Genomic DNA, 22,757 nt, shown 5'->3' on the forward strand with positions numbered 1-22,757 from the left:
GGGTTCGTCCGAGTGCGATCGTCGTTCGACACGTCGCTCCAGCGAACCCGTTCTTGGAGCAGATTGATGATCTACGACGTCGTGATTGCCGGTGCAGGCCCCGTCGGCTTGTTTCTGGCCTGCGAGCTGCGGCTCGCGAATGTGTCGGTACTGGTGCTGGAACAGGCCGAAGATCCGAGTTCGCCGCTGAAGCGGCTGCCGTTCGGCATGCGCGGGCTTTCGGTGCCTAGCCTCGAAGCCTTTTATCGTCGCGACTTGCTCGACGAGATCGTGGCGCCGCACGCCAGCGAGGATTCGAGCGGCGGCGCACCGCAAAAACCGCGCCGCCAGGTCGGCCACTTCGCCGGCATTCCCTTCCACTCCGCCAACATCGACCGCGCCAAGTGGCGCCATCGGCTGCCGAGCCCGGTCGACACGAACGCAGCGGTCGAGATGGCGCACATCGAAACCGTCCTGGCCGCGCGAGCGGACGCGATGGGTGTCGAGATCCGGCGCGGTTTCGCTGTCGAAGACCTGCAGCAGTCGGACGAAGACGTCGTCGTCCGCGCGAACGGCGAAGCATTCCGCGCGCGCTGGCTGGTCGGCTGCGACGGCGGCCGCAGTCGGGTGCGCAAGGCGGGCGGCTTCGAGTTTGTCGGCACCGATCCCGAGTTCACCGGCTACTCCGTGCAAGTCGACGTTGCCGACCCGGACAAGCTCAGCCTGGGCCGCCACTACACGCCGACCGGCATGTACTTCCAGTCGCAGCCGGGCACCATCGCCATGCTCGCCTTCGACGGCGGTGCCTACCATCGAACCCAGCCGATCACGCTCGAGCACGTGCAGGCGGTGCTGCGTCACATCTCCGGCACCGACGTGCGCCTGACCGCGCTGCGGCTGGCCACGACCTGGACCGATCGCACCTATCAAGCGAGCGCGTACCGCAAAGGACGCGTGTTGCTCGCCGGCGACGCCGCCCATATTCATTCGCCCTTGGGCGGGCAGGGGCTGAATCTCGGGCTCGGCGATGCGATGAATCTCGGCTGGAAGCTCGGCGCCGTCGTTCGCGACGCAGTGCCCCCCGATCTTCTCGACAGCTACTACGACGAACGGCATCCGGTCGGAGCGCAAGTGTTGGATTGGTCGCGCGCGCAAGTCGCGCTGATGCGGCCGAGCCCGAGTTCGCGCGCGCTCGAAGCCATCATTCGCGACCTCATCGACACGCGCGATGGCGCGACTTACTTCGCCGAGCGCGTGTGGGGCATTTCCCTACGCTACGATCTCGGCGACGAGCATCCGCTGGTCGGCCGCAGCGCGCCCGATTTCGAATGGGCCGATGGCACCAAGCTCGGCGCGCTGCTGCGCCAGGGCAGGGGCTTGTTGCTCGACTTCGAGGTCGATGCACCATTGCGCGCACTCGCAGGTCGCTGGAGCGGGCGCATCGCGTACGTCGCGGGCGAGGTGACGGAGCGGCTCGGGGTGAGCGCCGTACTGGTGCGCCCCGACGGCATCGTCGCTTGGGTCGCCGAGGCGTCGTCTGACGACGAAGGTGCTACGCGGGCGGCTTCGCGATGGTTCGGCGAGCCGCGAGACGCGCACGGATCGGCCTGAGAGCGTGGGTGCGACTCGGCCCTCGCACGGAATATTCCCGAGTTCGTTCGATCCATCGGAGCACACAGATGAGCATTCAATTGCACAACCCTGCCGGCATCGCGCCGCCGTTCTCTTCTTACAGCCACGGCGCATCGGCGCCGGCCGGCGCGCGCTGGCTGTATGTGTCCGGGCAAGTCGGCATCACGCCCGACGGCGTGGTTCCGGACGACGCCGAAAAGCAGATCGTCTTGGCCTGGGACAACTTGTTCGCCGTGCTCGCGGATGCCGGCATGAACAAGAACGACTTGGTCAAGGTCGACTGCTTCCTCACGCGGTCGGACTTGGTGCCTCTCTATCGGCGCGAGCGCGAACGGCGAGTCGCCGGCCACGCCCCTGCAACCACCACGGTCATCGTCGCCGGTTTGGTCGAATCCAATCTGTTGGTGGAAATCCAGGCGGTCGCGGCGCGCTAGTCTCCGCGCCTTCGGCCGGCGGCATGTGAACAGAGCAGGGCTCTCGCGAATGCACAGGCGTGGACGCGACCACATTCAATCGGTACCGGAATCTGTATTGGTCGATCGAGTGAAAAACTGTAGCTGCCCCGGCAGCTCGCCATTCGCTACGGTTCGGCGCTACCTCGGCTGCGCCGACCATCGAGAGCGCATGGCGAAGTACGGGATCGCGCAGGCCGAGATCGACGGCGCGCTCTGAGGGCGAGAGCGGACATCGCCCTCGCGAGCTTTGCGAACTGAGACCGACATTCGGCTAGAGACCATCCACACCGTTCGACAGCGGCCCGTAAACGAGCGTGCATGCGCCGGCTTCTGGCGACAACGACCGGCCGGACTCGTCGTAGGTGATGCGATTGCCGGAAGCGGCATCGTTCCAGCGCAGTCGTAGCGGTTCGCGCGGGCTGCTCAGTTCTTCGCCCGCACCGTACTTGTCGCGCAGATCGCGCAGCGTGCGTGCGCATTCGCGCGGCAGATCCTGCGACAGCGCGACACCGACCAGCGTATCGCCCTCATCGAACAACGCCGCCGCTTTGAATGCGTGTTCCCCGGCCGTGTATTTGCCGCGCAGGCCGACATAAGGCGTGCCGGCGCGACGTGCGGACACCGGAGACAGCGCGCCGTTGGAAGCCAGAAATACCTGGTCCTTGTTCATGCCCCAGCGGGTGTATTGCCAGTTCGCCTGGGCAATCGGAGCGAACAAGAAAACACCGCTCAGAACCAGAAATCCGAGTCCAGGCCGTCGTTGCACGAATTGCCGCGCAATGCGCGAGCGAGAGGAAGAAGCCGGTCGATTTCGCGTCAGGGTTCGCATGGTCGTCGTTCCTGGGTGGACGAATCGCATCGAAGCAAACGGGAGGTTACCGCGCCGAAAAAGTATTCATTCGCCAGGCGAGGTTGTCGAACGGATTTACAGAACTTTGAAAGGCTCGCGCGTTTCCTTACAGCGTGCAGCGCGGGCGATGACAGGTCACTGAACCCATCAGCGAATGCTTCGTCGCAGCGGCCCGAAACGACGAAGCGCGCGGCGCGTTTTCGCAGCACGCGTGACGCAAGCGACGCGAGCCGAGCGCGATCCGTGCCTTGGAAGGTTATGATAGGGAGGTCAGCCAGCGACGAGCCCGCCGACGACTGTTGAACGTCGGAGATCGTCGCATGGCGCAATTTGCACGCCACTGTTTTTCCTTGCGCGGCCCACGGGCCGCTGCCGCGCACGCGGCTGATGCGTCCTTCCGTTTGCGAACGGCGTGTCCTGATCGAGTTCGCGTCCAGTGACGCGTCCTCCTTCGCGCTTGATCGACAGCTTCCTCGGCTTCTACGACGAGCTGGTGCGCCACTTGCGCCGGCGCGGCGGCGACGCCGAACGAGCCGAGGACATCGCTCAAGACACGTATCTGCGTCTGCTCGACAGCGAGGCTCGGCAAGAACGCGAGGAGGAGATTCGCGACCAGCGCGCCTTCATCTACCGCGTGGCCGGCAATCTCGCCATCGACGCCGCGCGCCGGGATCTGCGCACGGCGAGTGAAGGCGAGCCCGATGTCGCGCTGCCCGATCCGGCTGCGGGTCCCGAGCACCGAACCCTCGCGCAAGCGCGCTTGTGGCAGCTCGACCAAGCCTTGCGCGAACTGCCGCCGAACGCGCGGCTGGCGCTGCTGTTGTTTCGCGTAGACGGCTTGTCGCACGTACAAATCGCGAGTCGCTTGGCGGTGTCCGAGAGCATGGTGGCCAAGTATCTCGCGCAGGCGCTGCGGCACTGCCGCGAGCGTCTGGCCGAGCCTTGACCGTCCGGCGTTGACGCCGTGAGTCGGCATCGCTGCAAGTTTCCCCTGAGCCGATCGTCTTGTTAGGAAGAGGGGAGTCTTCTGTACCTGCCGCCATCCGCCCGTTCCGCGCAGCCCATGGCCACGCCACGATGCTCGACCGCTTCCAATTCCGCAACGACACGCTCAGCGACGAAGCGATCCAGTGGCTCGTTCGCCTAGGGCATGAGCCGACGCCGGGGCAACGGCGCAGCCTCGAGCAATGGAGCCGGCGCTCGCCGGCGCATGCCGAGGCTTTGCGGCAGGCGCAGTCGCTGTTGAAAGAGGTCGGGCACACCGAGGTCGCGGCCGAACATCGACGCTGGACCCAGGCCCTGGCCGCTGCGCCGAGACGCGGCATGCGCCGGCGCGCCTTCCTCGCCGGCGGCGCCGCGGCGGCATGCGTGGCGGGCCTTGCCGGCAGCGGTCTGCTCGGATCGCCGAGCGTCCTCTTCGCCGATCGCAGCACGCGCGTCGGCCAGCGCAGCCGCAGCGCGTTGCCCGACGGCTCGCAGGCCTGGCTCAACACGGCGAGCGCGTTCTCGATGGATTTCTCGCCGACCTCGCGCCAGGTCTCGCTGGCGGCGGGCGAGCTGATGTTGCAGATCGCAGCCGATCCGCAGCGCGCCTTCGTCGCGCGCTGCCGCGACGGCGTGATCCGGGCCTCGTCCGGGCATTACGCACTGCGTTGCGAGTCGCGTCGCAGCACGCTCACCGTGCTGTCCGGAACGGTGGAGGTACGCAATGCGGCCGGCGTGGCTACCGTCAGCGATGATCAGCGTCTTGCCTTCAGCGCGGATGTCTTGGGCCTGATCGAGGCGGTGAATGCGGACGAGCTGACCGCTTGGGTGCGCGGCAAGCTGATCTTCAATCGCCAGTCGCTGGCGGCGATCGCAGCGGAACTGGAGCGCTATGTCGCCGGTCGCGTGGTCGTGGTCGGCGATCGACTTCGCCGTCTGCCACTAAGCGGCGTGTTCGACCTGGACGATCCGGACGCGTCGCTGGACGCCGTCGCTACGCTGGCGCGTGCCGATATCGTGCGGCTGCCGTTGTTGACCCTGATTCGCTGACTGCCGCGCCGCGGTCCGCCGTACGAGTACCTGCGAGAAAAATCGACGCTGCCGCGAAGCCGCCGCTGCAAGTTTGCCCAGGCCGATTCGTCTATAGGAAATGAGAGTCATTTGCATTTGCTGGGGACGCCCACGAATGCAGGCGCTCGCTCCTCCATAGAACCTCGATCGGACTCATGAGATTTTCTGCTTCTTCGCGTCATCGCTCGCGCCTGCGTTCCGTACTCGCCGCCGGCATCACCTGGGCCTTGTCGGAGCCGCTGCTGGCGCAGGAGTCGGCCGCCGTTGCGGCTGCGGCGACGCCTGCGCTGAACTTCGACATCCCGGCGCAGCCCTTGGATACCGCGCTGACGCGCCTGGCCGACCAAGGCGGTGTGCGCATCCTGTTCGTCTCGGACGCGGTGGCGGGATTGCAGGGCAAGAACATCGCCGGCCGTCGCACCGCCGCGCAGGCCTTGACCGAGTTGCTGGCCGGCACCGGCCTCGCCTGGCGCTGGCGCGAACCGGGCATCGTGATGGTGGAGGAGGCGGCATCGACCGCAGCGCCCGGCGATTCCGCCGTCGTCACCGATGCGCTCAGCGTGGCCGGTCAACGTGCCGACGATACCGGCGGCGCCGAGCGCGATGTGCGCGGATACGACGGCGTCTACGATCTCGATCTGTCCAGCGTCTACGCCGGCAAGGAGCAGATCGAACGCTACAAGGGCGCCGCACCGGCCGACCTGTTCAAGGGCATGGTCAACGTTTACAGCGGCGATGCGCGCAACAGCGGCGCGCTCGATCCGAACATCCGCGGCATCCAGGGACCGGGGCGCGTGCCGGTCACCATCGACGGCACCGAGCAGGCGCTGACCGTTTGGCGCGGCTACATGGGCGCCAACAACCGCAACTACATCGATCCGAATCTGATCGGCGGCATTCAGGTCATCAAGGGGCCGCAGCTGACTCGCAACGTCGACACCTCGGTCGGCGGCGCCGTCGTCATCAACACGCTGGACGTCGACGACGTTCTCGCCAAGGGCGAAGGCTTCGGCGCGGAGATCAAGGTCGAGGGCAGCGACAACGCGGTCTCGCCGCGCTTGCCCAAGCTGTTGACCGGGCAGCGCTATCGCGACATCCCCGGCTGGCCGACGCAAAGTTGGAATTACTACGACCCGAGTCTGTACGTGCAGCCGCGCAGCGACGGCAGCAATCATCTGCTGTCGGGCGACGACTACGCCTATCGCGCCGCGCTCGGCTGGCGCAAAGGCAGTTTCGATGTGCTGGCTGCTTACGCTTATCGCGAGAAGGGCAATCACTTCGCCGGCAAGAACGGCAGCGGCTACTACTCCCATCCGGTCGAGGCAGGTTGGGACTACATCCCGTTTCTCGCCAACATCTACAAGCCCGGCGACGAAGTGCCCAACACCTCCAGCGAGATGGAGTCGTGGCTGGGCAAGGTCACCTATCGCATCAGCGACGAGCAGGTGCTGCAACTGGGCGTGCGCAAGACGCTTTCGCACTACGGCGAGATTCTTCCCTCGCGCATCGCGTGGGTGGACACGGCCAGCCACGGCGTGCCGCAGTGGCCGCTGAGCCGCGTCGACGCCAAGGCCTACAACCTCGAATACAAATGGCGGCCGGACGGCAGTCGTTGGGTCGATTTCTACGCCAACCTGTGGCGCACCGACACCGTCAGCGACACCTACAGCGCCGGCGGCCGTCCGAACGATACCAGCCCCTATTACGTGCCCAACGACGCGGGCACCGGTGGGCGCTCGATCAACAGCGATTTCCTGCGCAACACCGCCTTGGCCAATGCCGACGACACGCGCAGCGGCCTCACCGTGAGCAACAACTTCGCCCTGTCCGACGATCTCACGCTGAGCCTGGGCGGCAACTATCAGCACGAAAAGCTGGGTTCGGACGACGACTACTGGGACACCGCGATCAACGGGAACTTCCGCATGTTCCCGCGCGCCGGCCGGCGCGAAGAAAAGGAGTTCAAGCTCAAGGTCGAGTGGCGACAGCAGGACTGGCTCACCCTCGGCGGCGGTCTGCGCTATCAATCGTTCTGGGCCTACGACGATTTCGTCGACGGCATGGCCAGGGACGGCTACACCAATATCAGCACGCGCTCGTACTGGGATTTCTACGGGCTGAGCTACTACACCGCCAATCCGGACCTCGACGCAGCGCAGATCGAGGCGTATCGGCAGGAGTTCATCGCGCAGGGGCTGAGCGGACAGCAGCTCGAAAACGCGATGGACAATGCGGTCTACACCCAGCAGCACATCGTCGAGTGGCACGCCGACAAGAACGGCAGGTATTCGCGCGGCGACAACATCTTCCTCAACGGCGCGCTCGACGGTATCGACTATCGGCGGCTTTCCGCGACGAATGGCCTTTCCGCCGACGGCAGCTCGGACATCGCCACGGCCAAGCGCGTCGTCGCGGCGGCGCGCAAGAACGGCAACGGCTGGGCGCCGTCGTTCTCCGCCGCGGTGCATTTCAACGACTCCAGCCGTCTCTACTTTTTATACAACCAGGCGCGGCGCTATCCGAGCTTGTTCGAGAGCACGCTCGGATTCTCGGCCGCGATCCCCGCGGCGAATCTGAAGCCCGAGCACGTCTACAGCTACGAACTCGGCTACGTGCACGATCTTTCCGGTCTGCTCGACGTCGGCGAGAACGGCCACGCGGACTTCAAGCTGGCCTATTACCACCACAAGACGCGCGATGTGATCGAGCGCGATCCGAACCTGATGTTCAGCAATCTGGATCGGCAGATCCTGCGCGGCGTCGAGATGCAGAGCCGCTACGACGACGGACGCTACTTCGCCGATCTGAGCGCGGCCCACACGATCGAGAACAAGGTCTGCGACGAGCATTCGGCCGTGCTGCTCGATCCGGTGACCGGCGCGGTTCCCAACTGCGTCGACAACGGTTTCGTCGGCGGCTACGTCGTCACTCAAGCCATCCCCAAGTGGAGCGCGAACCTGATGGCCGGGATGCGCTTCCTCGAGCGCAAGCTCGAAGTGGGCGGGCGCGTCGTCTACTACAGCGCTTTCGACAATCCCTATCGCAACAACTACGGCACGCAGACCATCGTCAGCTACTACGCCAACACGCCGATGCAATGGGATCGCATCGTCACCTACGACGCTTACGTGTCCTACCGACCGCGAGAAAACCTTTCCTTCGAACTGGTCGGAACCAACCTCGGCAACCTCTACTACATCGATCCGTTGACGCGCTCGGCAATGGCCGCGCCCGGACGAACGTTCAAGCTGAGCATGAACTATCGGTTCTGACAGCGACGCTTTTGGAGCAATGCCAACGGCAAGGATGCCTCTTTCCCGAACATCGATACTCAACGAACGGAGTTGGATATGAAGACGATGAAAATTTCGATGCTGGCCCTCGCGCTGGCCGGTTTCGCCGGCGCCGCGCAGGCGGCGGTCTACAGCGGCACCAGCGACGACACCTACATCTCGGTCGGCGGCGCCAGCGGTTCCACCGTCGACGACCACGGCGGCCAGGCCGGCGATCCGGCGATCGGCGTGAAGGCGTTCTACAACGGCGCGCGCGTCAGCTTCTCGGGCCTGCAGGGCATGGGTACGACCACCGGCGCCGGCACCGCGGCCAGCCCGAAGGTCACGCGCATCACGCCGGCGATGATGCCGCCGAGCCACGCCGCGCTGGGTTACTTCAACTTCGCCCAGGCCGGTTCGCAAGCCGTCTACTTCGGCGAATGGTCCAACACCGGCAGCTCCTCGAGCAGCCAGCACACCGTCTACTACTCCGGTGAAGCAGGCAACGTCGCTACGACTCTGCCGAGCGGCACCGCGACCTACACGGTGAAGTCGATCAACAACGCGTACGCGTCCACCAGCGTGCTGCCGACCAGCACTCTCACGGCGAACTTCGGCAGCAAGACCGCCAGCTCCACCGGCGACATCGCCTTCACCAGCGGCAACATCACGGTCAACGGCGCGCGCGTGCAGCTGGGCGCGAACAACGTCTCGGTGAGCAGCGTCAGCGGCACCGGCGGCGTTCTCAACGGCGACTTCTTCGGTACCGGCGCGGCTGCCGTCGCCGGCGTCGTCAAGTTCGCCGATCGCAGCAAGAACACGGCTTTCGGCGGCGTCAAGAACTGATCCGCCGACGGCTTTCCCAGGCAGCAAGCTCCGCCGCCGGCGGTGCCGCCAACCCAAGGAAATCCGATGTTCCATCCCGCAAGAACGGGCAGGGGCGGGCCGCAGCCGCCCCTGTCTTCCAGCACGCAGCGATCGGCGACAGGGCATCTGCAGATCAGGTGTGGCCTGCGGCTCGTTCGTTCGTGGCGATCGTCCATTGCCGTCCGTACCGATGCCCAAGATTCGAGCGCGAAGTTTTCCGATCTCCCTCATTCGCGCAGCCGCCGCAGCCGCGATCTGTTCTCCGCGCCGACGCCGCGTTGACGGCGCGTTCGCCTTGCTGTGTGCGCTGATGCTGCCGCTGTTGGCGCAGGCGCAAAGCCAGGAAGACACGCGCCGGCTGCTCGAGCAGGGCTCGCAGCTGCAAGCGATCGAGCGCGAGCAGGAACTGTTGAAAGACGGGCAGGGCGACGAACGTCCGACGCTCACCATCGACGGGCGCACTTACGCCGTCGGACACAATGCGAACGACCTCGGTCAAGCTTTGCATCTGATGCTGCAGAGCCGGCAATGGTCGTCGGCGCAACGCTTTCTGGCGGAGTATCTCGAACTTCCCGATCGCGATCCGCTCTTGGTGCACTACGCGCAGGGCACGCTGGCGCGGGCCGGTGGCCGTTACGCCGACGCGCTGCGCGAGTATCGCGCGCTGCTGGCGCTGCAGCCTGATTTCCTGCTCGGCCGCTTGGAGCTGGCACGCACTTTGTTCGAGGATCAGCAGGATCGCGAGGCGGAGCAGCTGTTCGATGCCGTCGTCGCGTCGCTCGATGCGGCCGATGCGAAGAACGCCGGCGTATTGCGCTCGATCGAGACGTTTCGTCAGGCCCTGCTCGACCGCGACGCTTGGGACGGCTCGTTCTCGCTCGGTCCGACGTGGAACGACAACGTCAACCGCACCTCGGCCAGTCACGTATGCCTGTTCTACATCGGCAACGAGTGCATCGTCGATCGCAAGACGCCCGATTCGATCTCGGCCGCAGGCCTCGACTACGACGCGACCTTGAACAAGCGCTGGTCGCTGCGCGGCCATCACGGGCTGTATGTGCGCTCGCTGCTGTTCGGCCAGGCGCATCGCGAGCAAAGCCTCTACAACGAACTCAACTTCGCAGCGCAAGCCGGCTACAGCTATCGCAATGCGCGCCATAGCGTGCTGCTCGCACCGTCGTTCGACTACTACGCCTCAGGCAACCAGGCGCTGTACGGCGCGTTCGGAGCGCACGGCGAATGGAACTGGACGCTGTCGTCCCGATCGATGCTCAAGCTCGAAGGGGACTGGAAGGACATGCGCTATCGCGGCCAGGCCTATGCGCGCAACTACGACGGCCCGTCGCGCTCGGTCTATCTCACCTATTTTCGCGGCGTGGGAACGCGCTGGACGTTGTTCGGCGGCGTCGACCTCACCGACAGCGCCGCACCCGATCACGCCAACGCGTACTTGCAGAAAGGGGTGCGCCTGGGCGCGACGCTGCAATGGCCGCAAGGATTCAGCGTCACCGCGCTCGCTTCGTATCGTCGCCGCGACTACGACGCCTACACGCCGCTGCTCGATGCCAAGCGCAACGACGGTGAACAGAACTACACCTTGATGATCAAAGCGACGCGTTGGAGTTTCGCCGGGTTCACGCCGCTCCTGACGCTGCGCCACAACACCGTCAACAGCAACGTCGATTGGCTGTACAGCTACGACAAGAACGTCGTCAATCTCAAGCTCGAACGCGCGTTCTGAGCGCGAGCCCCGTCACGCGCACGCCGCCTCCGCTTACTTTCGCGAACCTCCGTCATGAACCCGACCATCGCCGATCCAAGTCCCGCTGTTTCGCAGCTCACGCGCAGCCAACGCCTGAAGAGCGCGACGCAGGCCACGCACGCGCTGCTGGATCGACGCATCATGCGCGCCGACATCTTCGGCAGCCGCGAGCAGTTCGCGCGATTCCTGCGCGTGCAATATCGCTTTCACCGCGACGTCGACGTGTTGTATTCCGACGCACGGCTGGCGCAACGGCTGCCGGGCTTGAGCGAACGCGCACGCATGCTGCAGATCGCCGCCGATCTGCGCGATCTCGGCCACGCGCTGCCGGCGCCGGCAGCGCCGCGCTTGCAAGGCGATACGCCGCTGCCGACTGCGCTGGGTTGGTTGTACGTCGCCGAAGGCTCGAACCTCGGCGGCGCGGTGTTGTTCAAGCTGGCACAGGACAAGCTCGGGCTGCGGCGCGAGTTCGGCGCGCGCCATCTCGCTGCGCATCCCGACGGCGCCGCCCGGCATTGGCGCGAATTCACCGCCGCGCTCGACGCCGTCTCTCTGTCGCCGGCGCAAGAAGAGCAGGCGTCGAGCGGAGCGGAAGAGGCATTCCGTACCGTGCTCGGTTACGTCGAAGAGGAGCTGCCTCTGGCGGACGTTCGCACGACCGAGGCGGCGGCGCTGTGAATCGGGGCGAAGTCCAGTTCTGGCTCATTGACGCGGATGTGTTCGCGGAAATTCCTGCCGGCACTTGCCGAGGTTATACATGCCGATGAAGCCGGCCACGAGCGGCGGTCTGCGCGGCTGGATGCTGCGTGCCTTCGCTGTGCTCTGCCTCGGCCTCGCGTTCGTAGGCTTAGTGACGCCGGGACTTCCGACCACCGAATTCGTGCTGCTGGCGGCGTGGGCCGCCGCGCGCAGTTCGCCGCGGCTGCACGCGTGGATTCTGCGGCATCGGCTGTTCGGTCCGCTGCTGGCGCATTGGCAGGCGGGCAAGCTGCCGCGTCGCGCGAAATGGGCAGCGACGGCCACGATGGCGATTGCCGGCACGTTTTCGGCATGGACCATTCCGCATCGTCCGAGCGTGGCGATCATCCTCGGCTGCATGGCCTGCGTGCTGCTGTGGCTTTGGTGCAGGCCGGAACCGTGAGCGCGAAATTCCCGATCCGCCGCGACTTCGATCGCGCCGCTCCCGCTACGGACGCGCCTTCGCCGCACGCGCGCATCCTGCGTGCGGCCGGGCTGACGGTAACCACGGCGCGCCTGGCCGCATTGCGCCTCGCACCCGAAGTGCTGCGCGAACACGGTTCATTGACGCCGGGCAATCTGCACGCGGCGGCATGCCACCACGGCTACGTCGTGTCGCCGACGGCGTTTCGCGGCGTGCTGCGCCGGCTGCGCGAAGCCGGCTTGCTGCCGCCACCGATTCTTCCTTCTTGCTCCGACGACTGGGACTGACCCCATGCAAAGCGCAAACCTCGAACTTCCGCCCGATCTCGGCCCCTGGCAGATGTTCCAGCACGCCGACTGGGTCGTGCAGACCGTCATGATCGGGCTGGCGTTGGCCTCGATCGTCACTTGGACGGTCCTTCTGGCCAAGGTCTGGGAGTTGAACAAAGTCGGCCGCTCCTTGCGCGCGGCGCGCGCCGTGCTTGCTCGCGCGGCGCGGCTGTCGGAAGCCGAGGCCGACGCGCAGCTCGGTAGCGGCATCGCACGTGACTTGATCGACGAAGCGCGCAGCGAATTGCAGCAGTCGGCGGGGCTGTCGGACAAGGCTGGGATCAAGGAGCGTCTGGCGTCGCGATTGGAACGATGCGAGTCCGCCTACGCGCGTCACTTGCGCGTAGGCACCGGCGTTCTCGCCACGATCGGCGCGACGGCGCCGTTCGTCGGCTTGCTCGGCACGGTGTGGGGCATCATGAACAGTTTCATCGGCATCGCGCGCTCCAACACCACGACCTTGGCGGTGGTCGCACCGGGGATTGCCGAGGCCTTGCTCGCCACCGCGCTGGGCTTGGCGGCGGCGATTCCGGCTGTCGTGATCTACAACCATTTCAGCCGCCGTCTGGCCGCGTTGCGTGGCGGTCTCGGCGATCTCTCGGCCATGGTGCAGCAGCTGCTGTCGCGCGATCTCGACCGCCGCGAAGCGCCCAAGGGCGGGCTCGCGGCGGTGGCGGCGCATTGAGGTGGGCATGGCGATCCGCACCAGCCGCGAAGACGACGAGCTGGACGAGCAGCACGAGATCAACGTCACCCCGTTCATCGACGTGATGCTGGTGCTGCTGATCATCTTCATGGTGGCCGCACCGCTGGCGACCGTGGACGTGCCGGTGGAACTGCCGTCGAGCAGCGCGCAGCCGCAACCCAAACAGCGCGATCCGATTTATCTGACCGTGCAAGCCGATCTGTCCCTGAGCCTCGGCCAAGAAAAAATCGCGCCTACTGAGCTACAGACGAAGCTCGATGCGCTGACCGGCAGCGATCGCGACGAGCGCATCTTCCTGCGCGCCGACCAAGCCGTGCCCTACGGCGACTTGATGAAAACGATGAACGTGCTGCGGCAGGCCGGCTATCTGAAGGTGGCGCTGGTCGAACTGCAGCAGGGCGCGGAATGAGGGCATGGCAGAACGAGCGCGCCGCGCTGCGCTGGGGCGGCAGCCTCGGCGTGGTGTTGATCGCTTATGCGCTGATCTTCGCCGCGGCATCGCTGTGGCGTTCGTCGCAGCCGCTGCCGCCGCAAACCGAGCCGGCCGATGCCGTGAGGATGGAATTGGCGCCGCTCGCTGTCGCCCCGGCAGCGCCGCACTCTGAGGTGCTGCCGGGGCCGCCGCAACAGGAGCAGCACAAAGCGCAATCGAAACCGAAGCGATCTCCGACAGCCACAGCGCAGTCGCAAACCCTGTCCGAGACAGCGGACTCGGCGCGATTGCAGACGGCACCGAAGAAGCAAGCGAAGGCCGAGCCGCTGCCTGCGCTGGCGCAAGAGAGTTCTCTCGCTACGAGCGATGCACAACTCACGGCTCCGTCGCAGGCCGCCGCTCCGAGCCGCGACAACGCCGCAAGCGATGTTGCGCAAACCAGCGCACCGCCGAGCGTGCAAGCACCGATTGCGAACCGCTACGCCGCGCCGCAAACCTTGTCGGGCCGCGCCAGCCAGGCGATGGTCGATTGGCAGGCGCAAGTGCTGGGGCAGCTGGAACGGTTCAAGCGCTATCCGCGTGCCGCGCAGCGGCGGCGTTACGAAGGCAGCGCGCAGATACGCTATGCGGTGGATCGGCAAGGAAACGTGCTCTCGGTCCGCTTGGCGCGCAGCAGTGGGCACGAGCCCTTGGACACGGAAGCGCTGGCTGCGGTGCAGCGCGCGAGCCCGTTGCCGCCGCCGCCGGTGGAGATTGCGGGAGATCCGGTCGAGGTGATCACGCCGGTGGATTTCTTCCTGCGCTAGACGCATCGTCGATGGATCTCGATCATGCGCCGAAGTACGCAGGTGCTTTACGCCGCTTCGCGCTGCACGAGCCAGGCGGCTACGTCAGTTACCGGAATTCCCTGCGCGAAGTTGAAAGTGTCTTGCATGTCCCAAACCACGCCCGTTTCGCGCGCGAAGGCCAAGTGATACTTGCGCATGCCGTCTTCGGGATGTTCGGCCGCCGCCGATCGAAGCGTGTCCATGTCCCACAGCACGCGCTCGATGCGTCGCCCGAGATGCGCTTCCACCGTGTCGGCGAGCTGCGCGTACGAAAAGGTATCTCCCGCCACGAAGACCACCCGATCGGCCAGCGGCGGCTCGTGCGCCAGAATGGCGGCGGTCAGGCGGCCGATGTCGTCGGGTGTCGTCACCGTCAGCCGGTGGTCCCAGCGGCCGAGCGCGTGCACGCGATTCTGCTCGAAATCGACCACGCCGAACGAAGGCTCGAACAGGAAGCTGGTGAACATGCCGGTAGAGACTACGATCCAATGCGTGCGCGACTGCGCGCGCAGCAGGTCGCGCACGTCCAATTGCTCGTCGAACACCGGCTGGCCGCTGCCGCGTCCGACCGCGTCGTAGTCGACCCCGAACTGCCACGGAACGTAGCGTTCGACGCCGGCCTTCAGCACGGCTGCGGTGATCTTGCGTTGCGTGCCCGGACCGCCGACGAAGCCCGTGCAGCAGATGACGGTTGCGAAGTCGGCGAAGATCGCTGCGAGGCCGTCTTCCGTTTCCGCCGCCAGGTCGGCACGCACGATGTTCACGCCCATGTACCGCAGCATGGCTGCCTGGCGGTTCTGCGCAGCGCGGTCTTCCTGCACCGCGATGGGGCGCAGGAGGACGTTCAATGATCCTCGATGAGACGCGCTCGGCTCGGACAAGGCGCGTAGCATCGCCATACCAAGTTCGCCGGCACCGATGACCAGGATGGCATCGGCGTTGGATTGAGCGTTCGACATGGGTGTCTCCATGAAAAGCGAGTCGTCATGGTGGGGCGCCCGCCCCGAAAGCAGAAGAAGGCACACGCGTGATACCGATCGATGAAATCGACTTCGAAGCAGTGATCGCGCGCTCGCAGGCCGCGTGCGAAGCGTTGACGGACGACGAGGACGGCTTGAAGCGCGAAGTACTCGCGCACGCCGGCAATCGCTGGTCGCTCGGCATCGTGCACGCCTTGGGCGTGCACGGAACGCTGCGACACGCTGAGTTGGCGCGGCAACTCGAGGGCGTCACCCAGCGCATGCTGACGCGCTCCCTGCGCCAGCTGGAGCGCGACGGCTTGATCGTGCGTTGCGATCATCGCGAAGTGCCGCCGCGCGTGGACTACGCGTTGACGAAACTCGGTCGCGGCCTGCTGCTCGGCATGATGCCGCTGTGGACTTGGGTCATCGATAACGCCGTGGCCTTCAGAAAAGCGCGCGACGATTTCGATGCGCGCAGCGCTCACGAAGATTGACGCAGAGTCGACGAGCGGCAACGAGCCGAATCGGTTCGTTGCAAGCTTCCAGCAAGCTTCGCGGAGTAGGGTGCATAGGCATTCCTTCACAGCCGGCGTATCGCGAACGATGCATCGGACCGGCGAGGCAATCGGCCATGCGCAAGATCGGTTTGCTCGTATCTCTCGCTGTCGTGCTGTTCTCTTCTCAGTGCGCGGCCGGCCTTTTCGCCAAAAATGACGGTCAGGCGATCCAGATTCCGATCGTCGATCTGACCGGCAAATTGTGGGAAATGCAGGGGCGAATCTGTCGCCCCGAAGGCGTCGAACGCCCGCGACTGGTCGTCATCAATCACGGTTCTCCGCCGCGGCCGGATGCGCGGCCGCATATGGCTCTACCGAGTTGCGACGACGAGTCGGTGCAGTGGTTCGTGCATCGGCGCTACGCCGTGGTGGTCGCGCTCAGGCTCGGCTATGGCGCGACCGGCGGTCCCTGGAGCGAAGGCTACGGCGCTTGCGACAGCACAAGCTATCGCCGCGCCGGCTTGGAGACGGCGCGCGAGATCAAGACCATCGTCGACTACGCGGTGACCTTGCCCGGCGTGGATCCGAGCAATGCGGTCGTGGTCGGACAATCGGCCGGCGGATGGGGAACCTTGGCCTACGACAGCATCGATCATCCGAACGTCGCGGCCTTCGTGAACATGGCGGGAGGACGCGGCGGCCATATGCACGACATGCCGAACAACAACTGCCATCCGGAAAACTTGGTCGATGCGGCAGGGCAGTTCGGCCGCACGGCGAGCACGCCGATGCTCTGGATCTACGCCAAGAACGACAGCTTCTTCGGCCCCCAGCTGGCCGCTGCGATGTATCAAGCGTTCAGCGCGGCGGGCGGAAAGGCCGAATTCGTTGCGGCGCCGGCGTTCGAAAACGACGGGCATCACCTGTTCGCCGGGCACAACGGTTCGAGCGAGTGGGGAGCATCCGTCGAAGCGTATTTGCGGCGACAAAGCTCTCCGCCATCGCGCTGATCCACGAAACAGACACGTACGCATTCTCGTCGTCGCGCGAACGCGAATCCGCTCGCGCACCGCACCGCATTCGCACCGTTAAACAAAAACTAAAAACTGAGAGACAGAATGCCGCGACCGTCGAGATCCATGAAGGCGTGATGCCTCACATCGCGCTCGACGAAGCCGGAGACGAATGCAATGGACCCGCTCGGCACTCTCATTCAGTGGGTCGCGGAATACGGCGTATTCGGCCTCATCGCGCTCGGTATCGCGGAACGCTTCGTGCCGATCCTGCCGTCGTACGGCGTACTCGTCGCGATCGGCATCGCCACCTCCAACGGCGCTTGGACAGTACTGGCCGCCGTTGCCGGGACCGGCATCGGCAGCGCGATCGGTTGCCTGGTTCTGTTCCGGTGCGCACGCGTTCTGAGCGAGGAGAAGACGTATCGCTTGCTGATCCGAGTCGGCCGCTTGCTCGGCCTGTCGCCCAAGCGTGTAGACGGCACCATGGCTGCGTTCCGAGCGCATCAGCACGCGCTTGCGTTCGGCACCCAGCTCGTTCCCACTCTGCGGCTGATCTCGCCGGTGATCGCAGGCTTGTTCCGAGCCGACACCAAGGCGTTCACGCTCGCTACGACGTCGGGAATCGCCCTCTGGAACGGTCTTTTCATCGGCGTCGGCCACATCGCCGGCGGCATTCTTCCGGCAGCCAACGCCTCGGCCTTGGCCTTCAAGATTCTGATGTTGATGCTCGGCTGCGAAGTGATCGTGGGACTTCTGTGGCGATACTTCCGCGCGCCGGCTTCCGCTTGATCGAAGGGCGCAGCGGTGACGACCTGGCCGCGATCTAGACCGCTGCTTCAGATGCCACGTCACGCCAATTCACGCCCACGCCGGTGAGTTCTTCCGAAAGCACCCACAAGCGTTCGGCGAGCGCTGCATCGCGTGCTGCTTTCACGGGTTCTACCAGCGTCGGATAGCCTTTCATCTCGTTCGGGCCGTCGGGTCCGAAGAATTGCCCGCTGCGGACTTGCGGCGCGGTGGCGGCATAGAGTTGCGGCAGCACACCCATTTCTGCGGGCTGGGCGAAAAAGCGGTTGCCGATGCGCATGAACAATTTGAGCACGCCGCTGGGGCCGCTCATTTGCAGATTGGTCGCGGCGTAGCCGGGATGCGCCAAGAGACTTTTCACCGGCCAATGCGCGGCCTCGAGGCGGCGATCCAACTCCAGCGCGAACAGCGTATTGGCGAACTTCGACTGCGCGTAGTAGGCAACGCGGCCGTAGTGACGGCGGCCGGTGAGATCGTCGAAGTGAATGCGCCCGCGTTTGTGCAGGTCGGAACTGATCGTGACGACGCGGCCGTCTGCGCTTTTGCGCAACAGCGGCAGCAGCAAACCGGTGAGAGCGAAATGCGCCAGATGGTTGACGCCGAACTGCAGCTCGTGACCCTGCCGCGTCAGGGAGTGCGGCGGCATCATGATGCCGGCGTTGTTGATCAGCAGATCCAGACCGCCGTTCTCGCGCAGCAAGTCGTCGGCGAAGGTCTTCACTTGCTCGAGATCCGCCAGGTCCAGTTGGCGCAGTTCGGCGCTGCCTTTGGGGCGCGTGGCCAACAGCGTGGCGTGGGCACGGCGACCTTTCTCGATGTCGCGCGCGGTCATGATCACATGCGCGCCGTGCTCGGCGAGATGCAAGCAGGTCAGATAGCCGAGTCCGCTGTTGGCGCCGGTAACGAGGACGGTGCGACCGCTCTGATCCGGAATATCTCGCTCGGTCCAGTTGCGCTCACCCGCTGCGGCTGCCGCTCCGTTGTTGCCTTTCAAGACCGTACTCATGTCGCTCTCCAATCTTGACAGTGTTAATATACGCTACCGTCAAATTTGAACACCGTCAAGATGACCCGGCAGACTCGTCAGAAAACCGGCCGCAAAGCCGCACCCGTCAAGGGCTATCACCACGGCGATCTGAAAGCCGCTCTGATCGAGGCCGCCGACCGCATCCTCGCCGAGCACGGCGTCGAGGGTTTCAGCCTGCGCGAAGCGGCCCGGCGCGCAGGCGTGTCGGCGGCTGCGCCAGCCCACCATTTCGGCAGCGCCGCCGGCCTGCTCTCGGAAGTGGCCGTGCTCGGATTCGAGGAGCTGGCCAAGTACCTGGACGTCGATCCTGCCGCCGGCACACCGACCCAACGGTTGCGCATGCAGGCGATCGGCTATGTTCGTTTCGCGCTGGCCCATCCGGGCCGATTCCACCTGATGTTTCGCCACGACCTGTTGAGCCACGATCACGCCGCCTTGCAGGCCGCAGGCGACCGAACCTTGCTGCAGCTTGAGCAGACCATCCGGGCGATACGCTCCTTGCCGGCACAGCGCGCGCTGGATGCGCCGGCGCGCGCCGAGTTGCTGGCGGCGTGGTCGATAGTGCACGGCTTCGCCCACCTCGCGCTCGACGGCAAGCTCGGCCAGCTGCGCGGCGGCGCAGGGTCCGGTGACCTGCTCGCCGATCTACTGCCGGCGATGCTGAAGAATCGCTGGCCCGATGCCTGATTCGATACCCGCCATCGGCCGCCGTGGCTGTTCGATCTGATCTCGCCGCGAAGCTGGGTCAAGAAACTAGGCCACTTCCGTCCACCGAAGCGGGACGGAAGCGAATCGGAAGTCCTTTGGAATGGACACACCCGCCTAGCTGCAACCACAGTCGTCTAAGGCTCGATCCGTCGTCGCGGCGGCCGAAACGCCGTGTCCGATGTCGACGGCGACGTCGCTCGGCGGAGGCCCTCAAAGCTGTCGATGCCTGAACGCCTTGGCGAACGGGCGAGCGTCTCGCGTGCTCACTTGCCCGGAGATCCGCCGGGTTCCGACCTGCGCCCAAGGAGATGTCGAATGAAGTCCCGCATGAGTCTTGTTCTGAATCTCGCGCTGGTGGGTGGACTGCTCGCCGGCAGTGGACTTGCCCGGTCGCAAAGCAACGGCGTCGTTCACGTCGACATCGATCATTTGATCCACGACAGTTTCTTCGGAACCTCGTTGAACCTCGTCACTGGCGCGTACGACGACAACGGCTCGCTCAGCGGCGACTACGACGTCAACTTCTCCAACGGCGGGGGAGGGATGGTGGCTTGGCCTCTCGCCATGCACAGCGCCGCGATTGCGGTGGATTCCGACGGCTTGGCGCTGGCGCTGCACGACGGCGACACGATCGGTCCGAGCAGCACGTTTCAAGACTTCCCATCGGAAGTCGCAGACGAATGGAGTCTGGGCACCGTCGCGGCGCTCGGCGTGCGCTTCAACTGCGACGGGCGCTTGCCCAATCCGGTGGCGAGCGGCGTCTGCTACGGCTACGTGCAATTGCGCACGACCGGCACCGCGGCGTTTCCGGCCACGATGATCGATGCGACCTTCGATGGAGACGGCAATGCGGTCACGGTTTCCGGTCTCGGCTCGCTGCCGCCGCCCGCGGCCGCGGCATCGCCCGATTCGCTGGCCTTGTCGCTGATCGCCGCTGAAAACGAGACCGCGGCGGCGGCGATCCAGCTCGCCAATGCCGAAGGCGGCCAATCGTTGACTTATGCAGCCACCACCGGCACCGATTGCTCCGGCGCGGCCGTACCTTGGCTTTTGGTTTCGCCCGCGAGCGGCGTGATCGGTGCCGGCTCGAGTACAGATATCACGCTCACCGCAAACGCGACGGCGAACGGTTTGTCGGTGGGCGTGTACCCCGCTGTCGTTTGTCTCACGACCAACGATCCGACGCATGCGTTGATCCAGGTTCCGCTCGTGCTGACGGTGACCGCTGCGACGACGAGTTCCGCCTGCCCGGAGGGCGTCGACGACGCGGTCTTTTGCGATGGCTTCGAGAGCTCGACCACGGTCGTCGGTTTGCCCGGAGCCTACACCGACCGCACGGCGTTCCTCGGCGGAATCGCCGCGGGCTACTACGAGAACGGATTCGACGAGCTGGGCGAAAGCGTGGCGCAGGAGCCGGCACGCGACTATCACGACAAGACCTCCGGCATCGCCTACACGGTCGATTCGTCACCGGAACCGGACAACCTTTGGTTTTATCCGGGGGTACTCTCGGACGGCAACTCGGTCGCTTCGATCGTCGTCACGTTCACCGGCGAACCCGTCACCGCCGTCGGCGGCAACTTCTACGGCGTCGATGGCGGCAGCGGAACACCGCTGTCGCAATCAGGACTCACGATGACGCTCACTCTAAGCGACGGCAGTACGCGAACCTTCGACGCGACCGCGACCGGCGCGGACGATTTCCACGGCTACACCTCGACGCAACCGATCGTCAGCATCGCCTTTACGACGCCGATGCCGCCGCCGGCAGACCTCGACTTCGATTGGGCCGCGATGGACAATTTGATCGTCGGCAAGGCGAAGTAGCAGCGAGCTGCTTGCGACCAGCCCACACGATCACGATAGGAGTAAGCGCCGTGTCCAGACCTCCCTTGCCTCCGTTCACTCGCGACACCGCCATCGAAAAGATCCGGCTCGCGGAAGACGGTTGGAACACGCGCGATCCCGACAAGGTATCGCTCGCTTACTCGGAGAACAGCCGCTGGCGAAACCGCGCGGAGTTCGCCACCGGCCGTGCCGAAATCGTGGCGCTGCTTCGGCGCAAGTGGACGCGCGAACTGGACTATCGCTTGGTCAAAGAACTGTGGGCGTTCGGCGGCAACCGCATCGCGGTGCGGTTCGCCTACGAGTTCCACGACGACAGCGGCCAATGGTTCCGCGCTTACGGCAACGAGAACTGGGAATTCGATGCGGACGGCTTGATGCACACCCGTCACGCCAGCATCAACGAGCACCCCATTACCGAAAGCGAGCGCCGTCTGCGCTGGCCGCTCGGCCGCAGGCCGGACGATCACCCCAGTCTGAGCGACCTTGGCTTCTGAGCGTTCGAGATTCGCCGGCAGAGAAGCTGCACGATGTTTCCCTACACCATCGGCGATCCGATCGAGACCGCTCAGACGGGCTCCGTCGAGGTCACGATCGACTTCCCTGCGGGTAAGCGCTGGTTGTTCTTCGTCACGCCTGTCGCTCTGGCGCAGATCGGCGACTTCGTCGAGGGAACGCAGGCTCGCCTGCATCTCGGCGAGACGCACATGATCGTAGTCAGCGAACTCAACGCCGCGATCATTGATTCGGTTTTGCGACAGCTGGCCGATGCCGGCGAACTCGAGAGCAGGACGCTTCCCTATGAAGCCGCAGATCCATGACGTCGTTCGCTTAGTCGACGACATTCCAAGTCCGTCACTCCCCAAAGGACTTGTCGGTGCGATCGTCGCCGTGTTCGCCGACCCGCACGAGGCGTATGAAGTGGAGTTCTGCGATGAGAGTGGGCGTGTCGTGGCTCAGCTCGCACTACGACCCACTCAGTTTGTCTCGGTGGCGTGACCAAGCGGATAGTGGCGCATCCGCATTGCGCGTACTGTGCGGCTCTTACTTCTCAGTTTCCCGGCACGGAACGCAGCCCATTCGGCGCGCGGATCGGCAGCTTCGTGCGAGGTTTGATCGGCCGGTACTTGCGTGCGCCGCAGAACAGGAGCACTGCCATGCTGGACCACGTTTTTCTTTCGGTGAGCGACACCGCGCGTTCGATCGAGTTCTACACAGCCGTACTCGCGCCGCTCGGCATCACGGTTCGTCTGGACTACGACGGCCGCCTAGGACCGCCCGGCCACCCGGACCTCAAGGGATTTGGTGCGAATGGCCGGGTGTTCTTCTGGCTCAGACAAGGAGTGGCGGCGCCCGCTGCCGCTCATGTCGGTTTCGTGGCCGATTCCGAAGCGATGGTGGATCAAGCCCATGCCGCAGCGATGGCGGCAGGAGCGACCGAGATCCATCCTCCTGGACCGCAGCTTCACTACGACCCGCGCTATTACGCCGCCCAAGTCAGAGACCTCGACGGATACAGTCTGGAGTTCGTCTACAAAAGCTGGCAACACGGTCGGTGATGCCATC

The 22,757-nt window shown here is 65.1% G+C and carries 26 protein-coding genes; 22 read left to right on the forward strand and 4 right to left on the reverse strand.

What is annotated here, in order from left to right:
- The first annotated feature begins 66 nt into the window (after positions 1-66).
- Positions 67-1,590: an FAD-dependent monooxygenase gene (locus AC3QL3_RS10400; protein WP_492898695.1), complete on the forward strand. Its 1,524-nt coding sequence runs from the start codon at positions 67-69 to the stop codon at positions 1,588-1,590.
- A gap of 68 nt (positions 1,591-1,658) precedes the next feature.
- Positions 1,659-2,045, forward strand: coding sequence for a RidA family protein (locus AC3QL3_RS10405; RefSeq protein WP_492898697.1), 387 nt, complete (start codon positions 1,659-1,661; stop codon positions 2,043-2,045).
- 292 nt (positions 2,046-2,337) lie between these two features.
- On the opposite strand, the gene AC3QL3_RS10410 is transcribed toward AC3QL3_RS10405, so the two are convergent.
- A complete protein-coding gene (locus AC3QL3_RS10410; protein WP_492898699.1) occupies positions 2,338-2,925 on the reverse strand; it encodes a hypothetical protein in 588 nt (195 codons plus the stop codon).
- A gap of 427 nt (positions 2,926-3,352) precedes the next feature.
- On the opposite strand from AC3QL3_RS10410, the gene AC3QL3_RS10415 reads away from it, so the two are divergent.
- The 11 genes from AC3QL3_RS10415 (at position 3,353) to AC3QL3_RS10465 (ending at position 14,308) form a co-directional block, all read left to right on the forward strand.
- Positions 3,353-3,862 (forward strand): RNA polymerase sigma factor, encoded by a 510-nt coding sequence (locus AC3QL3_RS10415; protein ID WP_492898701.1) that lies wholly within the window; start codon positions 3,353-3,355, stop codon positions 3,860-3,862.
- Between the two features lie 131 nt (positions 3,863-3,993).
- Positions 3,994-4,950, forward strand: coding sequence for a FecR family protein (locus tag AC3QL3_RS10420; protein WP_492898703.1), 957 nt, complete (start codon positions 3,994-3,996; stop codon positions 4,948-4,950).
- 176 nt (positions 4,951-5,126) lie between these two features.
- Positions 5,127-8,243 carry a TonB-dependent receptor gene (locus AC3QL3_RS10425; RefSeq protein WP_492898705.1) on the forward strand — a complete coding sequence of 1,039 codons (3,117 nt, stop codon included), beginning with the start codon at positions 5,127-5,129 and terminating at the stop codon, positions 8,241-8,243.
- Between the two features lie 78 nt (positions 8,244-8,321).
- Positions 8,322-9,089 carry a Slam-dependent surface lipoprotein gene (locus AC3QL3_RS10430; RefSeq protein ID WP_492898707.1) on the forward strand — a complete coding sequence of 256 codons (768 nt, stop codon included), beginning with the start codon at positions 8,322-8,324 and terminating at the stop codon, positions 9,087-9,089.
- Positions 9,090-9,405: 316 nt separating this feature from the next.
- Positions 9,406-10,851 carry a surface lipoprotein assembly modifier gene (locus AC3QL3_RS10435; protein WP_492898709.1) on the forward strand — a complete coding sequence of 482 codons (1,446 nt, stop codon included), beginning with the start codon at positions 9,406-9,408 and terminating at the stop codon, positions 10,849-10,851.
- 54 nt (positions 10,852-10,905) lie between these two features.
- The gene (locus AC3QL3_RS10440; RefSeq protein ID WP_492898711.1) at positions 10,906-11,550 is read left to right on the forward strand and encodes a biliverdin-producing heme oxygenase; all 645 of its coding nucleotides are present in this window, start codon (positions 10,906-10,908) and stop codon (positions 11,548-11,550) included.
- Positions 11,551-11,629: 79 nt separating this feature from the next.
- Positions 11,630-12,013 carry a YbaN family protein gene (locus tag AC3QL3_RS10445; RefSeq protein ID WP_492898713.1) on the forward strand — a complete coding sequence of 128 codons (384 nt, stop codon included), beginning with the start codon at positions 11,630-11,632 and terminating at the stop codon, positions 12,011-12,013.
- Positions 12,010-12,321: a hypothetical protein gene (locus tag AC3QL3_RS10450; protein ID WP_492898715.1), complete on the forward strand. Its 312-nt coding sequence runs from the start codon at positions 12,010-12,012 to the stop codon at positions 12,319-12,321. Before AC3QL3_RS10445 ends, AC3QL3_RS10450 begins: the two co-directional genes overlap by 4 nt.
- Positions 12,322-12,325: 4 nt before the next feature.
- Positions 12,326-13,048: a tonB-system energizer ExbB gene (gene exbB, locus AC3QL3_RS10455; RefSeq protein ID WP_492898717.1), complete on the forward strand. Its 723-nt coding sequence runs from the start codon at positions 12,326-12,328 to the stop codon at positions 13,046-13,048.
- A 7-nt stretch (positions 13,049-13,055) separates the two neighbouring features.
- The gene (gene exbD / locus AC3QL3_RS10460; RefSeq protein ID WP_492898719.1) at positions 13,056-13,478 is read left to right on the forward strand and encodes a TonB system transport protein ExbD; all 423 of its coding nucleotides are present in this window, start codon (positions 13,056-13,058) and stop codon (positions 13,476-13,478) included.
- The gene (locus tag AC3QL3_RS10465) at positions 13,475-14,308 is read left to right on the forward strand and encodes an energy transducer TonB family protein (RefSeq protein WP_492898721.1); all 834 of its coding nucleotides are present in this window, start codon (positions 13,475-13,477) and stop codon (positions 14,306-14,308) included. Before exbD ends, AC3QL3_RS10465 begins: the two co-directional genes overlap by 4 nt.
- 47 nt (positions 14,309-14,355) lie before the next feature.
- Here the strand turns inward: AC3QL3_RS10465 and AC3QL3_RS10470 are convergent, their stop codons facing one another.
- A complete protein-coding gene (locus AC3QL3_RS10470) occupies positions 14,356-15,288 on the reverse strand; it encodes an aromatic alcohol reductase (RefSeq protein ID WP_492898723.1) in 933 nt (310 codons plus the stop codon).
- 68 nt (positions 15,289-15,356) lie between these two features.
- Here AC3QL3_RS10470 and AC3QL3_RS10475 point away from each other — a divergent pair, with 68 nt between their 5' ends.
- Complete coding sequence (locus AC3QL3_RS10475; protein ID WP_492898725.1) at positions 15,357-15,785, forward strand: winged helix-turn-helix transcriptional regulator; 429 nt, start codon at positions 15,357-15,359, stop codon at positions 15,783-15,785.
- A gap of 86 nt (positions 15,786-15,871) precedes the next feature.
- On the opposite strand, the gene AC3QL3_RS10480 is transcribed toward AC3QL3_RS10475, so the two are convergent.
- A complete protein-coding gene (locus AC3QL3_RS10480) occupies positions 15,872-16,120 on the reverse strand; it encodes a hypothetical protein (RefSeq protein WP_492898727.1) in 249 nt (82 codons plus the stop codon).
- A gap of 33 nt (positions 16,121-16,153) precedes the next feature.
- Here AC3QL3_RS10480 and AC3QL3_RS10485 point away from each other — a divergent pair, with 33 nt between their 5' ends.
- Together AC3QL3_RS10485 and AC3QL3_RS10490 are read left to right on the forward strand one after the other, a co-directional pair.
- Positions 16,154-16,798 (forward strand): dienelactone hydrolase family protein, encoded by a 645-nt coding sequence (locus tag AC3QL3_RS10485; protein ID WP_492898729.1) that lies wholly within the window; start codon positions 16,154-16,156, stop codon positions 16,796-16,798.
- Between the two features lie 180 nt (positions 16,799-16,978).
- Positions 16,979-17,593 carry a DedA family protein gene (locus AC3QL3_RS10490; RefSeq protein WP_492898731.1) on the forward strand — a complete coding sequence of 205 codons (615 nt, stop codon included), beginning with the start codon at positions 16,979-16,981 and terminating at the stop codon, positions 17,591-17,593.
- A 34-nt stretch (positions 17,594-17,627) separates the two neighbouring features.
- Here the strand turns inward: AC3QL3_RS10490 and AC3QL3_RS10495 are convergent, their stop codons facing one another.
- Entirely contained in the window at positions 17,628-18,617 is a 990-nt protein-coding gene (locus AC3QL3_RS10495) for an oxidoreductase (protein WP_492898733.1), read from the reverse strand.
- A 60-nt stretch (positions 18,618-18,677) separates the two neighbouring features.
- On the opposite strand from AC3QL3_RS10495, the gene AC3QL3_RS10500 reads away from it, so the two are divergent.
- The 6 genes from AC3QL3_RS10500 to AC3QL3_RS10525 all read left to right on the forward strand — a co-directional run bounded on the left by AC3QL3_RS10500 (position 18,678) and on the right by AC3QL3_RS10525 (position 22,750).
- Positions 18,678-19,325, forward strand: coding sequence for a TetR/AcrR family transcriptional regulator (locus AC3QL3_RS10500; protein ID WP_492898735.1), 648 nt, complete (start codon positions 18,678-18,680; stop codon positions 19,323-19,325).
- A 192-nt stretch (positions 19,326-19,517) separates the two neighbouring features.
- Positions 19,518-21,173 (forward strand): hypothetical protein, encoded by a 1,656-nt coding sequence (locus tag AC3QL3_RS10505; RefSeq protein WP_492898737.1) that lies wholly within the window; start codon positions 19,518-19,520, stop codon positions 21,171-21,173.
- Positions 21,174-21,223: 50 nt separating this feature from the next.
- Positions 21,224-21,688 (forward strand): nuclear transport factor 2 family protein, encoded by a 465-nt coding sequence (locus AC3QL3_RS10510; protein ID WP_492898738.1) that lies wholly within the window; start codon positions 21,224-21,226, stop codon positions 21,686-21,688.
- A gap of 33 nt (positions 21,689-21,721) precedes the next feature.
- Positions 21,722-22,012 (forward strand): hypothetical protein, encoded by a 291-nt coding sequence (locus tag AC3QL3_RS10515; RefSeq protein WP_492898740.1) that lies wholly within the window; start codon positions 21,722-21,724, stop codon positions 22,010-22,012.
- On the forward strand, positions 21,993-22,190 hold the full coding sequence (locus tag AC3QL3_RS10520) for a DUF4926 domain-containing protein (protein WP_492898742.1): 198 nt from the start codon (positions 21,993-21,995) through the stop codon (positions 22,188-22,190). The genes AC3QL3_RS10515 and AC3QL3_RS10520 overlap by 20 nt, the downstream gene beginning before the upstream one ends.
- 158 nt (positions 22,191-22,348) lie before the next feature.
- On the forward strand, positions 22,349-22,750 hold the full coding sequence (locus AC3QL3_RS10525; protein ID WP_492898744.1) for a VOC family protein: 402 nt from the start codon (positions 22,349-22,351) through the stop codon (positions 22,748-22,750).
- The last annotated feature ends 7 nt before the right edge of the window (positions 22,751-22,757 follow it).

The sequence above is a fragment of the Dokdonella sp. GW821-FHT11D02 genome, from assembly GCF_058808595.1.